Annotated in this window: 13 protein-coding genes; 3 read left to right on the top strand and 10 right to left on the bottom strand. The window is 62.3% G+C overall.

Annotated features, from left to right (window positions below; translation table 11 throughout):
• Positions 1 to 135: 135 nt before the first annotated feature.
• On the top strand, positions 136 to 1,059 hold the full coding sequence (locus IZU87_RS04970) for a LysR family transcriptional regulator (RefSeq protein ID WP_213113874.1): 924 nt from the start codon (positions 136 to 138) through the stop codon (positions 1,057 to 1,059).
• A 401-nt stretch (positions 1,060 to 1,460) separates the two neighbouring features.
• Here the strand turns inward: IZU87_RS04970 and IZU87_RS04965 are convergent, their stop codons facing one another.
• Positions 1,461 to 3,251 carry a putative bifunctional diguanylate cyclase/phosphodiesterase gene (locus IZU87_RS04965; RefSeq protein ID WP_225347763.1) on the bottom strand — a complete coding sequence of 597 codons (1,791 nt, stop codon included), beginning with the start codon at positions 3,249 to 3,251 and terminating at the stop codon, positions 1,461 to 1,463.
• A gap of 695 nt (positions 3,252 to 3,946) precedes the next feature.
• On the opposite strand from IZU87_RS04965, the gene IZU87_RS04960 reads away from it, so the two are divergent.
• Positions 3,947 to 4,813, top strand: coding sequence for a 2OG-Fe dioxygenase family protein (locus tag IZU87_RS04960; protein ID WP_084589647.1), 867 nt, complete (start codon positions 3,947 to 3,949; stop codon positions 4,811 to 4,813).
• A gap of 216 nt (positions 4,814 to 5,029) precedes the next feature.
• Here IZU87_RS04960 and IZU87_RS04955 read toward each other — a convergent pair whose 3' ends face one another.
• Positions 5,030 to 5,203 carry a hypothetical protein gene (locus IZU87_RS04955; protein ID WP_213113873.1) on the bottom strand — a complete coding sequence of 58 codons (174 nt, stop codon included), beginning with the start codon at positions 5,201 to 5,203 and terminating at the stop codon, positions 5,030 to 5,032.
• Between the two features lie 282 nt (positions 5,204 to 5,485).
• On the opposite strand from IZU87_RS04955, the gene IZU87_RS04950 reads away from it, so the two are divergent.
• Positions 5,486 to 6,103 (top strand): LysE family translocator, encoded by a 618-nt coding sequence (locus IZU87_RS04950; protein ID WP_213113872.1) that lies wholly within the window; start codon positions 5,486 to 5,488, stop codon positions 6,101 to 6,103.
• Between the two features lie 182 nt (positions 6,104 to 6,285).
• On the opposite strand, the gene IZU87_RS04945 is transcribed toward IZU87_RS04950, so the two are convergent.
• The 8 genes from IZU87_RS04945 to accD all read right to left on the bottom strand — a co-directional run bounded on the left by IZU87_RS04945 (position 6,286) and on the right by accD (position 14,925).
• Entirely contained in the window at positions 6,286 to 6,885 is a 600-nt protein-coding gene (locus IZU87_RS04945) for a YceI family protein (protein ID WP_213113871.1), read from the bottom strand.
• Between the two features lie 65 nt (positions 6,886 to 6,950).
• Positions 6,951 to 7,493: a cytochrome b gene (locus tag IZU87_RS04940; RefSeq protein ID WP_153635333.1), complete on the bottom strand. Its 543-nt coding sequence runs from the start codon at positions 7,491 to 7,493 to the stop codon at positions 6,951 to 6,953.
• A 177-nt stretch (positions 7,494 to 7,670) separates the two neighbouring features.
• Entirely contained in the window at positions 7,671 to 8,885 is a 1,215-nt protein-coding gene (locus IZU87_RS04935) for an O-succinylhomoserine sulfhydrylase (RefSeq protein WP_213113870.1), read from the bottom strand.
• Between the two features lie 234 nt (positions 8,886 to 9,119).
• On the bottom strand, positions 9,120 to 10,634 hold the full coding sequence (gene purF, locus IZU87_RS04930) for an amidophosphoribosyltransferase (protein ID WP_043336916.1): 1,515 nt from the start codon (positions 10,632 to 10,634) through the stop codon (positions 9,120 to 9,122).
• Positions 10,635 to 10,877: 243 nt separating this feature from the next.
• Positions 10,878 to 11,606: a CvpA family protein gene (locus IZU87_RS04925; RefSeq protein ID WP_052384892.1), complete on the bottom strand. Its 729-nt coding sequence runs from the start codon at positions 11,604 to 11,606 to the stop codon at positions 10,878 to 10,880.
• Positions 11,603 to 12,337, bottom strand: coding sequence for an SPOR domain-containing protein (locus IZU87_RS04920; protein ID WP_213113869.1), 735 nt, complete (start codon positions 12,335 to 12,337; stop codon positions 11,603 to 11,605). The genes IZU87_RS04925 and IZU87_RS04920 overlap by 4 nt, the downstream gene beginning before the upstream one ends.
• A gap of 49 nt (positions 12,338 to 12,386) precedes the next feature.
• A complete protein-coding gene (locus tag IZU87_RS04915) occupies positions 12,387 to 13,913 on the bottom strand; it encodes a bifunctional folylpolyglutamate synthase/dihydrofolate synthase (RefSeq protein WP_213113868.1) in 1,527 nt (508 codons plus the stop codon).
• Entirely contained in the window at positions 13,906 to 14,925 is a 1,020-nt protein-coding gene (gene accD / locus IZU87_RS04910; RefSeq protein ID WP_213113867.1) for an acetyl-CoA carboxylase, carboxyltransferase subunit beta, read from the bottom strand. Before accD ends, IZU87_RS04915 begins: the two co-directional genes overlap by 8 nt.
• Positions 14,926 to 14,935 lie beyond the last annotated feature (10 nt).

Genomic DNA, 14,935 nt, shown 5'->3' with positions numbered 1-14,935 from the left:
GAAGAAAAACGATAAATTCGCCAAGATGTGTGAGAAAATCTCACAGATGGTCGAGACGGTCATTTCCGCGCAGCCACCCTTTCCATGCCAATGACACGTCCAGCACTCGCCCAGCACTTGCTCAGGAGACACACCATGGAGCGCACCGAGCTACTGCCTCCCCTCAATGCCCTGCGCACCTTCGATGTGGCGGCTCGCCATGAGAGCGCCTCGCGCGCCGCAGAGGAGCTGCATGTGACCCACGGCGCCGTCAGCCGTCAGATCCGCCAGCTGGAAGACGCACTCGGCACACGCCTGTTCGATCGTGCCGGGCGTGGCCTGACGCTGACACAGGCCGGCCGTGAGCTGGCGACCGCGACCCGTCATCACCTTGGCGGCCTGGCACGCGTGTGCGGAGCACTGGCACGCAGTGATGCGCGGGCGCCCTTCGTGCTGAGCTGCCCGGGGTCGTTTCTGGCACGCTGGTTCATTCCGCGACTGGGAGCACTCAAGGACGCCCTGCCGGAACTCGAGCTGCACCTGACCGCCAGTGATGACAACGAAGGGCTGCGCAATGGCGTGGACGGTGTCCTGCGCTTCCAGACGCCGCCCTTTGATGACGCCGAGCATCAGGAGACGCGCGTGCTGGGCACCGAGCGCATCGGGCCCGTACTGCGGCCCGACAGTGAGTGGCTGAACGAGGCATCCAGCCCCCCTTCCCCCGAGGTTCTGCTGGGCCTGCCCCTGCTGCATACCCGATCACGCCCGCAAGCCTGGCCGGATTGGTGCTCACGCCAGGGGCTATCCAGTGAGGGGCTTGATTACGCGCAAGGTTTCGAGCACCTCAACTACCTGCTCGAGGCGACACTGGTCGGGCTGGGCGTCGGCATCGCGCCGGACTATCTGGTGGAGGAAGACCTGCGCAGCAAGCGTCTCGTGGCCCCCTGGGGGTTCGTCGAGACCGAGGCATGCCTGACGCTGACCTTGCCGCAGGTCGGCCGCGCTCGTGCTCGCCACCCACATGCCGAGGCGCTGGGCGAATGGCTCGCCCGGGAACTGGCGACGGCTCCGCCCCACTAGCCGCCACACTTTGTGACAGGCATAAAAAAAGCCAGTCACAAGGACTGGCTTGCCCGGACATGTATCCAGAGGATAGCGCCGGAAAGATCGTGAATCCGCTCAAGGAACCATCGCAACCTGCAACGCAGGCTGGAAGCGAGGATGGGCGAACAACCCTGCGCATTGAACGACGCAGCCACCCTCGGCAGAAATGATCGAGGAGCCATGGCTGGCTCGACTCGAAGACTTCACGTCAGGTGGTCAATCCTTATCCGAGATGGAGGACTCGAGATGAAGGGTGACGGCCTGACGCGTTTCAACTGTCAGCATCATATCTTTTAGTCCGCGAACAAAAAAGGGCCCAAACAGCAACAGACCTTTGCTGGAGGAGCACCATCATTCGCTCGCATGGCCGACCGGCATCAGTGACAGCCAGGGGCTGCAGCGCCCTTGTCCGAGGCGAGGGCCCCCGAGGCGCGATTCGGCGGATTGTTGCCACCGAGTAACAGGCGCTGAATATCCGTGGCCGCCATCGGCTTGTAGAAGTAATAGCCCTGGATCAGGTCACAACGCATCTCGCGCAGCAACTCCAGCTGCTGTTCGTTCTCCACCCCTTCCGCGACCACCTCCAGCCCGAGGCGATGCCCAAGGAAGACCGTGGCCTCCATGATGGCGCGATCCTTGGGTTCCTGGGCACACTCGATCACGAAGGAGCGATCTATCTTGAGCGCCGTCACGGGCAACAACTTGAGATAGCTCATCGAGGAATAGCCGGTGCCGAAGTCATCGATGGCGATCTTGTAGCCACGATCGTAGAGCGCCCGCAGGCTGTCGCGCACCTTGATATCGGCATCGATCAACACGTTCTCGGTCAGCTCGATACCGATGTCCCGCGGTGTCAGCCCGTATTCCTCGACATAGGCCTCAAGGCGGGTGAAGACATCCGAACTGATGGCCTGGCGCCCGGAGATGTTGATGTCGATCCGGTAGCCCTTCAGCCCCATGGCGCGCCATTCGGCCTGCTGACGACACGCCTGGCGGATGACCCAGTCTCCCAGACGCTCGATCAGGTTGGTGCGCTCGGCGACCTTCACGAAATCGGAGGGCGGAATATAGCCCTCGGGAGAATGCCAGCGCAGCAGCGCCTCGAAGGATTCGATGCGCTCACTGCGCGCCGCCACCTGCGGCTGATAATGCAGCGACAATTCCCCACCGCCATCCTGATTCAACAGCGCCTGCAGGCGTCCGGCCAGATGGTGCTGATGCAGCATCTCGTTGCGGACTTCCTGATTGAAGAACTGATAGCCATCGCGCCCGGCCAGCTTGGCACGATGCTTGGCGACATCGGCATTGCGCACCAGCTCGGCCGCCTCGCTCCCATTCTCGGGATACAGGCTGATGCCGATACTCAGACGCAGCAACAGCTGGCGCCCTTCGATCTCGAAGGGTCGCTGGAAGTCCTGACGAATGCGCTCGACCACCGACAGGGCATCACTCTCGTAATCCAGACGTGGCATCGCCAGCACGAATTCATCGCCACCAAAGCGCGAGAGCAGATCCTGATTGCGCTGGAAGCCCTGCAGACGCTTGGCCACGCTACGGATGACGCGGTCACCCATCTCGTAACCGAGGGTGTCATTGATCTCGGTGAAATGATCGATATCGAGAAACAGCACCATCAGGGTGTCGTCATGACGCTGGCATTCACTGAGCGCCTCGCCGAGTTCGCTCTCGAAGGTCTGGCGATTGGGCAGCTCCGTCAGGGGGTCGAAACGCGTCATGTAATCCAGATCACGCTGGACCTTGCGCTCACCCGCCAGATCGATGTCGATACAGAACATCAGCGGGTTGTCAGTGCGCTCTCCCAACATCACATGGTGGGAAAAGACAGGCACGGGAGCGCCTGACTTGTGCTTGAGCTCAAGTTCACTGGAGGGGATCTCGATACCCTGAGAGACCCAGGCATGGTGTGCGTCCACCACGACATCTGCCATCGTCTCCGGGATCACCAGAGTTTCCAGGCATCGCCCACGAGCTTCCTGCTCGCTATAGCCGTATAGCCGCTCGCTGGCCTCGTTCCAGTAGATGACGCGGCGCTGGCTGTCATAGCCCTGAACGGCGACGCGCGGCAGACTTTCCAACAGCTCTCGAAAGCGCTGATCACTGACGGGAAGTCCCTTGCTGGTCGAGAGGCCAACCATACTCGTCTGCATGACCGCCTCCTGCGTATGCTGATGATGTGACACCTGACGCTTGCGAGATAGCATGATGCCCGCAGTTGCGCCAAGAATCACCATCAGTAACGCGGTTGGCCATCGACCCAGCATGCTCTGGCCCCACATCACCACCGCCATCAACGTCAGTACCACGGCAATGATGACGGGACGAGAGCACAATATTCCGGCGGCCCTGCTGGCCTGGCGGAACCCTTTAGCCATGTTGAAGGATACCTCCGCTGCCGTCCTTCGCCTGTTCGCCGGACTTCGGCGGGGCAGATCAACTCGTGACGGAATGTCACTTCGAACGAGTTCTCTCACACGCAGAACGAGTTCTTGTCGTCATGAGAAAAGTCTAAGGGTCTGCTGCGCGTAAACCCAGCGTCTTGCAGCGCCTCTCGATAACTATCCTCAACGCTTCATGCAGTGCCAGGCGGCCTGAACCTGCGTTGCGCTGCTCGTCTGCAAAGGGCGAAGAATAGCGTCAATGACTTACATAATACCAGTCGATTAGATTACTCATACCTCGATATTGGCCATGTACCCATATTGATGATACTTGCGCGAGATTAGCGTGTTACCGCCATGGTACGGGTTTGACTATCTCGTGCGCACCTTCCCATTCTCCTCGACGTTGCCAACGCAACACCTTCCATTTGCGCCCAAGCGCACAAAACGTCGAGGAATTTCATATGAACATCGCAAATCGTGGCGTACGTCAACTGGCCGACTCTTCCCGCAAGATCACCCTGGAACAGGGCGGCCTGGTGGAGCACTACCCGACCCCCAAGACGGACACCACCCCCTTGCGCCTGCCGCTTGCCTCGCAGTACTGGCCGGAGGCAGTCCACGAGGAGCTGGCACGCCAGCATTGGAGCAAGGCATCCATCACCTCCCAGATCGACCTCGAGGCCTGGCAGGGCTTCCTGAAGGACCTGCCGCGTGACCCCTATGTCAACACCCGCTGGAAGCGCATGTCCTGGCTGCACCTGAACGACCAGCATGAAGTCGAGACGCTGGGCGAATGTCCGATGGCGCAGGGCGGCAAGTTCAATGACGCCGCCAGCATGGCTGACCGTCTGCGCTATTACGCACCGCTGGAAGAGAGCTTCACCGAGCGCGAGGATGTGCGCGCCTTCGTGAAGGCCTGGGCCGACATGTGGGGTATCGGCCCGCGTGAACCGATCCTGATGCAGATCACCGGCGTACGCGGTGATGGCACCATCGATCCTCTCCAGGGTCAGGGCATCCACGCCGATGGCTGCAAGTACCTGAGCATCCTGGTGCTCAACCGCGAGAATGTCAGCGGCGCCATCAACACCCTCTATCAGGACAAGGCAGGCAAAGAGCTGCTGACCACTACGGAGCTGGCACCGGGCGAGGTCCTGCATATCCATGATGACCAGCTGTTCCACAGTGTCAGCTCCATCACCCAGGAGAACGCCGGCGAGCACTTCGAGCGCTTCATCATCATCATCAACTGCTCGTTCATCGACGAGTTCCAGAACCGCATGCTGCGTCGTCATTTCCCGGACGCCGTCCTCAACGACTGCGAGTGAGCAACGGATTGCTCGCGAGCCATCGCAGCGAGACGCATCGCAACTTGCGGCGTCGTCTCATCTGAAGCCCCGCCGCGCAGAAGCCACGATGCCGATGCCCCCCGATACGTGAAACCCTGTTCTGAGCGCCTGAATCCCTGAGCGCCCAAGCGCCTGAACACCTGAGCACCTGAGTATCTAAGTACCCAAGTGCCTGAGTACCTGAGCGCCCGAGCCTCATGGCGTCAGATGCAGGAAAGAAGAAGGAGAACCTGCCATCAGGTGACGCACTGTCACAAGATGCGCGCCGACGAAAACGTGCATGTGCAGCACCCAGCGCCAGCCGGGCCACCGGCTGGCGCTTTTATATGCCACAGAGCGCCCGCTTCGTTCGCGCTTGCCTTGAATCATGCATCTGCCCTGTTACACGATTCTTCCTTCTTCTCTCTTCTCTCTTCTCTCTTCTCTCTTCTCCCTTCTCTCTTCTCTCTTCTTCATTCTGATCTCTTCAGCCTTTCCTTGTTCTCGCTTTTTCCTCCTTCACCCCCTCCTCTTGTTCTGCTCTCCCGCACCGCCGCGCTTTGCATTACTCTGGGGTCTTGCGCTTGGCACTCTCGCCTGTCGTCGAGACGCGCTTGATTGCATCGTCGCTTTGGCGGCGCTGCCCTCCCCTCTATGCATCAGGGACCTCTCATGACCTTTGAAAGCGGGCTGACCTTCTTCATTGCCATCTTCCTGTTTGGCATCACCCCCGGGCCTGGCATCCTGGCACTGCTGGCGCGCGGCATGAGCCAGGGAGGCAATGCCTGCGTGCCGATGGCCGTGGGCATGAGTCTCAGTGATGTCTGCTACATGCTGGCGGCGGTGTTCGGCCTGTCGGCACTGGCCACGCATTGGGGCGAAGTCTTCGTGGTCATCCGTATCCTGGGCGCCGCCTACCTGCTCTATCTCGGCTACAAGTTATGGACGAGCTCACCGACGCTGGAGGAAGCTGAGGTGCCCAGGCTACGCGGCAACTGGTGGAAAGGGTTTCTGCAGGGCTTTCTCATCTCGGCCTCTAACCCCAAGGTCATCCTGTTCTATATCGCCTTCCTGCCCACCTTCATGGATATCACCCGGCTGTCCGGCAGCGATATCGTGATCGCCGCCGGACTCAACCTGAGCGCATTGCTGCTGGGTGTGGTGCCGGTGGGCTATCTCGCCGGGCGTGTCCGCCGCTATCTACGCTCGGCGAAGGCAGTCAAACGCCTCAATCGCAGCGCCGGCGGCCTGATGATCGGGGCAGGCGGCTATCTGGCATTGCGCGGCTGACGCCTGAACGACGCCCCATGTGACGCGAGCGCCTTGCACAAACACAAACGCCCCTGCCGATTGGCAGGGGCGTTTGTGTCGAGAGGCATGGGGTGGGGTTGCAGAGCGCTTGCGCTCAATCCACGGCGTCAGTGCACGCTGTCGGTGCTGAAATCAGCACCAGTGCCCTGCGCTTGCCGTCCTTACTGGCGGATGCCTTCGATGACCAGATACAGATCGACGGTGGCCGCATTCGGGCCAAGCTTGGATGTATCGATGCCGTAATCGGCGAGCTTCAGCGTGGTGGTGCCTTCAAAGCCCTGACGGTAGCCGCCCCACGGGTCTTCACCGCCGCCGATATGATCCACATCCAGGGTCACGGGCTGCGTCTGGCCGTGTAGCGTCAGGTCGCCCTTCAGCTTGCCGGAACCATCGCCAGTGGACTCGAAGCCGGTCGAGGTGAAGGTCGCCGTCGGATATTGGGAGACATCCAGGAAGTCGGCCGACTTGATGTGCTTGTCGCGTTCGGCGTGGGCGCTGTCCAGGCTATCGACATTGACTTCTACCGACACCTTGGCATCTTCCGGCTTGCCCTGGTCATAGGAGAAATCACCACTGAACTCCTTGAACTGCCCCAGCACGTAGGAATAGCCCAGATGACTGATCTTGAACTGGATGAAGGCGTGCTGGCCATCGGTATCGATCGTGTAATCGGAGGCCTGTGCCCGACCCGCCATCAGCGGCAACGACGCCGCCATGAGACCTGCCACCAGTGACTTGCCGAGGAAGGATGTCTTGTTCATGTTGGTGCTCCTTGAGAGGTTTCGTCACATCTGGCGTTCGAGCGTACCCAACGCCTTCCTTTTCGTCAGCGTAGCGGCCGAATCATGCGCCGCAACGTATCCTGCCCATCCAGCAGGTGATGCTTGAATGCTGCCGCCGCATGCCCCAGCGACAGGATGATCAGCACACAGGCAGCATACCAATGCACCTCACCTGCCAGCGATGCCTGATCCTTCAGCCCCGAGATCACTGCCGGCACCTCGAAGAGATCGAATACCTTGATGCCACGCCCGTCAGCGGTGGAAATGAGGTAACCCGAGATCATCACCACCAGCATCAGCACGTAGAGCAGCACATGCCCGACCAGCGCCGCGCGCTGTTCATTGCGCGTGCCGTGCGCCTGCGGGGTCGTCTGGCTCCAGCGCCAGGCAAGCCGCACCAGCGTCAGCACCAGCAATATCACCCCGACCGAGCGATGCCACCACGGACCGAGCTGGTACCAGGCATCGTAATAGCCAAGCGACGTCATCCACCAGCCCAGCGCGAAGAGCCCGACGATGGCCAGCGCCGACAGCCAATGCATCACGATGACAGGCCAGCCCCAGCCCCGTCGAGAATTACGCCACATGAGATGCTCCTGATGACAGTCTCCACCTGACCATCGAGCTGGCAGGTTCTTTGAGCAAGAGCTTAACCAGTGCCCGAACGGACGCCAACCCTTGCGGGCAACACCAGCGAAATTGTCCAGAGACACCAACGCCCGGCAGAACCGGGCGTTGGTGTGCAAAGGCAGGCGTTACGGGACTCAGCTCGCGAGGCGATCAAGTCCGCGCGCCAGATCACGCTTGATGTCGTCGAGATCTTCCAGGCCGACGGCAATACGCAGCAGGCCCTCTTCGATGCCGGCGGCAGCTTTCTGGTCATCGCTTAAGCGACCGTGAGTCGTGGTGGCCGGGTGCGTGATGGTGGTCTTCACGTCGCCCAGGTTGCCGGTGATCGACAGGATGCGCGTCGCATCGACTACCGACCAAGCCGCCTCACGGCCGCCCTTGACCACCACCCCGAGCACCGCACCGAAGGCCTTCTGCTGGGCCTTGGCCAGTTCATGCTGCGGATGGCTCTCAAGTCCGGAGTAATGCACCCGCTCGATGGCCGGATGCGATTCCAGCCAATGTGCCAGCGTCAGCGCGCGTGCACAGTGGGCTTCCATGCGAATGTTCAGCGTCTCCAGGCCCTTGAGGAAGACCCAGGCGTTGAAGGGGCTCAGGCACGGCCCGCAGGTACGCACCACACCATAGACCTCCTCCATCAACGAGGAGCTTCCCACCACGGCACCACCCAGCGTCCGGCCCTGACCATCGAGATACTTGGTGGCGGAGTGGATGACGATATCGGCGCCCAGCGTCAGCGGGCGCTGCAGGGCTGGCGTACAGAAGCAGTTGTCGATGGCGAGCCAGGCGTCGTTCTCATGGGCCAGCGCCGCCAATGCCTTGATATCGCCAAGCTCGGACAGCGGATTGGACGGCGTCTCGGCGAACAACAGCTTGGTGGCCGGCGTGATCGCGTCGCGCCAGGCATCCAGATCCTTCAGTTCGACGAAGCGCGTGGTGATGCCCAGCTTGCCGAAGTACTTGGTGAACAGGCTGACACTCGAACCGAAGATGGAACGCGACGCGACGATTTCATCGCCGGATCCCAGCAACGCCAGCACGGTGGACATGATCGCGGCCATGCCGGAACTGGTTGCCACGCAACGCTCACCGCCTTCCATCGCCGCCAGGCGCTCCTCGAAGAAGCGCACCGTCGGATTGGTGAAGCGCGAGTAGATGTTGCCGGCTTCATCGCCCCCGAACTTGGCTGCGGCCTCAGCGGCGCTGCCGTAGACGAAGCTTGAGGTGGTGTAGATGGGCTCGCCGTGTTCCTGCTCGGCACCGCGCAGGTGACCGGCACGGATGGCGAGCGTCTCGAGGCCCAGCTCATCGCGAGAAAGACCGGCGCGGGAAAGATTGTCGTCGTGCATGGTGTCCAGTACCTCTACTGATGGAATCTACTGCCCTGTGAATCACGATCCAGCGTCACGCGCCGCTGTGACATGTCGCGTCTTCAGCATTTCGGTCGCGTAGACAGCAAGAAGAAGGAAAAGCGATGCGCCAATGTTACCGGTTTTGAACGCGCAACGGGCCCCGGATTTCTCCGGAGCCCGTTGCGGTTCGCTCATCGCGTGATTGCCTGCCGAGGATGACAGGCAGCCGGATCAGTCGAGATCTTCCGAATCGTTGTGCAGATCCACCACCGCGTGGGTCTCGCCGGCGCTCTTGGCGCCATCGTTGCGCGAGGCACGCAGGTCGTTCAGATAGGCTTCGTCGATATCGCCGGTCACGTAGACGCCGTCGAACACGGAGCAATCGAACTCATCCAGCGCCGGATTGACTTCACGACAGGCGTCCTTCAGGTCGTCGAGGTCCTGATAGAACAGACGGTCAGCGCCGATCAGGTCCGCGATTTCCTTCTCGGTACGGTCATGGGCGATCAGCTCTTCCGCCGCCGGCATGTCGATGCCGTAGACGTTGGGATAGCGAACCGCCGGTGCTGCCGACGCGAAATAGACGTTCTTGGCGCCCGCTTCGCGCGCCATCTGGATGATCTCGTTGCAGGTGGTACCGCGCACGATGGAATCATCCACCAGCAGCACGTTCTTGCCGGCAAACTCGATATCGATGGCGTTGAGCTTCTGACGCACGGACTTCTTGCGCAGTGTCTGCCCCGGCATGATGAAGGTACGGCCGATATAGCGGTTCTTCATGAAGCCTTCGCGGTAAGTCACTCCCAGATGCTGGGCCAGCTCGAGGGCGGAGGTACGCGAGGTATCGGGGATCGGAATCACGACATCGATGTCCTGCTCCGGCCATTCCCGCACGATCTTGTCGGCCAGCTTCTCGCCCATGCGCATGCGGGTGCCGTAGACGTAGGCGCCGTCGAGCAGGGAATCCGGACGCGCCAGGTAGACGTGTTCGAAGATACACGGCTTGAGAACCGGGTCATCCGCGCACTGCAGGGTGTGCAGCTCACGCTCCATGTCGATGAATACCGCTTCACCCGGGGCCAGGTCACGGATCAGCTCGAAGCCGGCGACGTCGAGCGCTACGGATTCGGAGGCGATCATGTACTCGACGCCTTCGGCGGAGTCACGCTTGCCGAAACACGCCGGACGGATGCCGTGCGGATCACGGAAAGCGACCAGGCCAGTGCCGTTGATGATCGAGACGGCCGCGTAGCCGCCCTTGCAGCGACGATGCACACGACGCACGGCATCGAACACATCACCGGCGCCCAGACGCATGCCCTGCTTGCCCAGCTCGTGAGCGAAGACGTTGAGCAGCACCTCGGAATCGGAGCTGGTGTTGATGTGACGCAGATCAGAGGAGAACAACTCCTGCTTGAGCTGGTCGGAGTTGGTCAGGTTGCCGTTGTGCGCCAGCGTGATGCCGTAAGGCGAGTTGACATAGAACGGCTGTGATTCCGCCTCGCTGGAGGAACCGGCGGTCGGGTAGCGAACATGGCCGATCCCCATGTTGCCCTTGAGACGCTGCATGTGACGAGTGCGGAAGACATCACGCACCAGACCATTGCTCTTGCGCAGCAGGAAACGACCTTCGTGCCAGGTCATCATGCCCGCGGCATCCTGCCCGCGGTGCTGCAATACGGTCAGCGCGTCATACAGCGCCTGGTTGACCGAGGCGTTGGCCATCAAACCTACAATCCCGCACATCCCGTCATTACCTCACTAATACACACTTGGATAGGGAAGCGCACGCTGGCGACTGCCGGCGCCCGTCCATATGGCAATATGAGTGCTCACACGGCGCAATTGTCAGGCCTGCCCCCCATGCAGGCAACACCTGACCGATGGGTCAACCCCTTCGACTGCCCCGCATGAGGCTTCAGCAACGCGTGCCGAATGCCGAAAACGACAACGCCGGGCCACGATGCCCGGCGCTGAAAATCTTGCCTGTCACTGCTCACCACCCGCATTGCGGCTTGCGGCCTCGCCAGCGGTGCTGCCCCTGAGCAACGCCTCCAGCGAGGGCTGGTCCTGCGTGGCATCCTGGCGCGTGAACGACTGCAGCGCCTGCTGGCTGAGGCTGTCGCTCAACGCACGCCCTTCTCGCTGGGCGCTGTCGATCAGACCGCTGGCCTGCTGCTTGAGCCGGGAGCCACTGGTGGAATCCGGCAGCGACACGCTCTGCCCCCAGTCACCGCCCGTATCCCATTCACGATAGCGAGCCAACGACCAGTCGCGCAGCTGCTCAAGCGTCGGCCGCAACTGGGCGGCCTGCCAGTCGGCGCTGTCACGCAGGGGCGTCAGCCCCACCACGGCGGTGATCAGCACCAGTATGACCGCCGCGCGCAAGGCGCCGAACACACCGCCGAGCAGACGATTGAAGCCGCCCATGCCGACCGCATGAATCAAGCGTTCCAGCAGGCGCAACATCAGCCCCCAGATCAGCACGCTCGCGATCACCACCAGCACGAAGCCGACCGCGGTACGGATGCCCGGCGAGACGATCATCTCTTCGAGCAGGCCTCCCACCTCGGCGCCGAACTGGCGTGCCGCGACCAGTGCCACCAGCCAGCCCGCCAGGCCCAGGGCCTCGCTGAGCAGGCCCCGCATCAGCCCCAGCAGTACCGAGATACCGATCAGGCCCAGACATAGCCAATCGATCCAGACCAGCTCGTTCACTCACCCTCCTTGCGTCGTACCAGCAGGCCCTTGATATTGACCTGCTGCTGCAGGCGCGAGCGTGCGGACTCACCGATCTCGGAGGACTTGTACGGGCCGACGAAGACAACGGTCAACTTGCTGCCACGCGGGATCCGGTATGCCGCGAAACCCTTGCCCTGCAGCTCCTTCTGGAGACGCTCGGCGTTGGCCGGGTCACCGAAGCTGCCGACCTGCACGGCCCAGCCACCGGCGGAAGACGACGGCGCATTCGAGGCAACCGCAGGCTTCGGCTCAGGCTTCGGCGCAGGCTTGGGCGCGGGCTTGGGTTCAGCCTTGGGAGCAGGCTTGGGCTCCGGCTTGGCAGCGGGCTCCGGTTCCGGTTCCGGTTCCGGCTTTGACTGCGGCTCGCTGCTGGCCACAGAGCGGGGCGGCGACAATTGCTCGGCCTCGGCGACACGGCCTTGGGACTCGGAACCGCTGTCACTGCCAGCACCCGGGTCACTGTCACGCACCTTGCCGTTGCTGTCGACGAAGGTGATCGGCACATCCGTGCCGATCTTCAGCTCACTGGGCGGCTGCGGCTCATCGACGTTGGAGCGATCGATATCCACCGGCTTGCCAAGCGTCATCACCGGACTCGGGCGCTCATCACGGGCCGGCGGCTCATCGAAGAGCATCGGGATGAAGATCACCCCCAACGCCAGCAGGATGACCGCACCGCTGATTCGCTCGCGTTTGCCATATTTCATTGTGACATCTCCCTTGCACCCGAAATCCCGGACCCGCCGCCGGCCTGCATCAGGCCTGGGCGTCGAGCCACATCAATGCTTCACCGACCGTGAAGAAGGAACCACAGACCAATACTTCTCCAGCGCTCGTCTCGCGTGCCAACCATTCGGCTGCAGCGGTGACCGTCTCGCACTCCGCCAGCACCTCACCACCACAGTGGCGGACCACGGCGGCAAGCTCACTGGCCTGGCGGCTACGCTCGCCATCCAGGGTGGCGACGACGAAGCCGTCCACCACCGGGGCCAGCGCCTGAATCACGCCAGCGGCATCCTTGTCGCCCAGCATGGCGAGCAACGCCCGCCGCGGCTGAGTGGCAGGGTCCCGCGAGCAACGCAGGTCATGAGCGGCAAGACGACTGGCCAGATAACTCGCGGCATGCGGGTTATGGCCGACATCCAGACACCAGTCACGCCCGTGACGAGTCAGCCACTGCATGCGCCCCTTGAGCTTGACGCTCGCCATGGCCTGCTGCACGCATTCGGCGTTGAGCTCGATACCGGCCTCGACCAGAGCATTCATCGCACTGGCCGCATTGTCACGCGGCAAGCCCGGGTCTGGCAGCGCATCGAATGTCAGCGCCGGTGCCGACAGGCGCTGCCATTGCCATTGCGAGGCAGCCGAATGGTCCGTGCTGCCATCCACACTGCCCTTCACACTGCCATTCACATTGCCATTTACAAATTCAGCCGCGGCCTGCCAGCGAAAGTCCTGCCATAGCACCTGCGGCGTGACACCCAGCGTGCGAGCATGCGCCGCGCAACTGGACGGCAGCACATCCGAGCCGAACACGGCCGGCTTGCCGGCGCGCAGAATACCGGCCTTCTCGAAGCCGATGTTCTCGAGGTCGGTACCAAGAAACGCGGCATGGTCCTGTGCGACCGTGATGATCATCGCGACATCACAGTCGATGATGTTGACGGCATCCAGACGCCCGCCCAGGCCGACTTCCAGAATCGCGAGCTGCGGTTGCTGCTGAGCGATCAGCCACAGCCCGGCCAGCGTGCCGGCCTCGAAGTAGGTCAGGCTGATCACGCCCTCGTCATCCACCGGCTCACCACTGGCCGACAGCCCGGAGTGGCGCGCGGAATCGACCTGCTCGAAGGCCGTGACCAATGCCGCATCACTGACATCGTGGCCATTGAAGCTCAGACGCTCGTTGTAATGCAGCAGGTGCGGAGAGGTATAGGTGGCGGTGCTCAGCCCGTGGGCACGCCCCAGCGCCTCGAGCATGGCAACCGTCGAGCCCTTGCCGTTGGTGCCCGCCACGGTAATGATGCGGCCACCGAGCCGACGCGCACCCGCCCCGACTAGACCGAGACGCCTGGCCACGCACAGCACTCGGGCAAGGCCCATATCGATACTGACGGGGTGCTGATGCTCGAGGCGCGTCAGCCACTCATCCAGCGAGAGGCCACGCGGCACGGCATCATGCAGGGGGGAAAGCTGCCACGAAGCGGCATCCAGCGGAGGGAATGAGGAAGACTGCAGCACCTCATCGGTGCTGCAGCTTGCCGGGGCGGAGCCCTGCTCAGCCATCGCGACGTTCGCCTTGCGGCTTCTCGCTGGTGAAGGTCTCGTCGAGCACGCTGTCCACGGCGGAGCGCGGCTCGGCCGGTGCTTCGACAGTCGCATCCGCCTCGACGGATTCTTCTTCGACGACCGCATCCGCGACCGGCAGGTTGGCGGCGTTGACCGGCATGCCCTGCAGCTTGAGCAGGATGCTGGACAGGCGCTCACGCATCTCGCGGCGGTGGATGATCATGTCGACGGCGCCATGCTCGAGCAGGAACTCGGAGCGCTGGAAGCCTTCCGGCAGCTTCTCGCGCACGGTCTGCTCGATGACACGCGGACCGGCAAAGCCGATCAGGGCGTTCGGCTCGGCGACATTCAGGTCGCCCAGCATCGCCAGCGACGCAGACACGCCACCGAAGACCGGATCGGTCAGCACGCTGATGTACGGCACGCCAGCCTGCTTGAGCTTTTCAAGCGCCGCGGAGGTCTTGGCCATCTGCATCAGGGAGAACAAGGCTTCCTGCATACGAGCACCACCGGAGGCGGCGAAGCAGACCAGCGGGATGTTCTCGGCCAGCGCAAGCTCTGCTGCACGCACGAACTTCTCGCCGACGATGGCACCCATGGAGCCACCCATGAAGCTGAACTCGAAGGCCACGGCCACGACCGGCTGACCGGCGAGAGCACCGCGCATGGCGACCAGCGCATCCTTCTCGGAAGTCTGCTTCTGGGCAGCGCTCAGGCGATCCTTGTACTTCTTGGAGTCGCGGAACTTGAGGCGATCGACCGGCTCGAGATCCGCCGCGATTTCCTCGCGGCCTTCGCTGTCGAGGAACCAGGACAGACGCGCACGCGCAGTGAGACGCAGGTGGTGGTCACACTTCGGGCAGACGTTGTCGTGCTTGGTCAGCTCCGGAAGGTACAGGACTGCTTCGCACTTGGGGCATTTACGCCACAGGCCGTCAGGAATGGAGGTACGCCGATCCTTGCGTTGGATACGGCTCATTGACGGCACAATCTTGTCAAGCCAGCTCATGGTGGGGAGG

The organism is Cobetia sp. MC34 (assembly GCF_018340035.1).
Lineage (GTDB): Bacteria > Pseudomonadota > Gammaproteobacteria > Pseudomonadales > Halomonadaceae > Cobetia > Cobetia amphilecti.
This window is presented reverse-complemented; position numbering and strand designations above follow the sequence as displayed.

Excerpts from the sequence above, each read along its gene's own strand:
- IZU87_RS04970 (WP_213113874.1), top strand. The coding sequence starts at position 136 with ATGGAGCGCACCGAGCTACTGCCTCCCCTCAATGCCCTGCGCACCTTC.
- IZU87_RS04965 (WP_225347763.1), bottom strand. The coding sequence starts at position 3,251 with ATGCAGACGAGTATGGTTGGCCTCTCGACCAGCAAGGGACTTCCCGTC.
- IZU87_RS04960 (WP_084589647.1), top strand. The coding sequence starts at position 3,947 with ATGAACATCGCAAATCGTGGCGTACGTCAACTGGCCGACTCTTCCCGC.
- IZU87_RS04955 (WP_213113873.1), bottom strand. The coding sequence starts at position 5,203 with ATGATTCAAGGCAAGCGCGAACGAAGCGGGCGCTCTGTGGCATATAAA.
- IZU87_RS04950 (WP_213113872.1), top strand. The coding sequence starts at position 5,486 with ATGACCTTTGAAAGCGGGCTGACCTTCTTCATTGCCATCTTCCTGTTT.
- IZU87_RS04945 (WP_213113871.1), bottom strand. The coding sequence starts at position 6,885 with ATGAACAAGACATCCTTCCTCGGCAAGTCACTGGTGGCAGGTCTCATG.
- IZU87_RS04940 (WP_153635333.1), bottom strand. The coding sequence starts at position 7,493 with ATGTGGCGTAATTCTCGACGGGGCTGGGGCTGGCCTGTCATCGTGATG.
- IZU87_RS04935 (WP_213113870.1), bottom strand. The coding sequence starts at position 8,885 with ATGCACGACGACAATCTTTCCCGCGCCGGTCTTTCTCGCGATGAGCTG.
- purF (WP_043336916.1), bottom strand. The coding sequence starts at position 10,634 with ATGTGCGGGATTGTAGGTTTGATGGCCAACGCCTCGGTCAACCAGGCG.
- IZU87_RS04920 (WP_213113869.1), bottom strand. The coding sequence starts at position 12,337 with ATGAAATATGGCAAACGCGAGCGAATCAGCGGTGCGGTCATCCTGCTG.
- IZU87_RS04915 (WP_213113868.1), bottom strand. The coding sequence starts at position 13,913 with ATGGCTGAGCAGGGCTCCGCCCCGGCAAGCTGCAGCACCGATGAGGTG.
- accD (WP_213113867.1), bottom strand. The coding sequence starts at position 14,925 with ATGAGCTGGCTTGACAAGATTGTGCCGTCAATGAGCCGTATCCAACGC.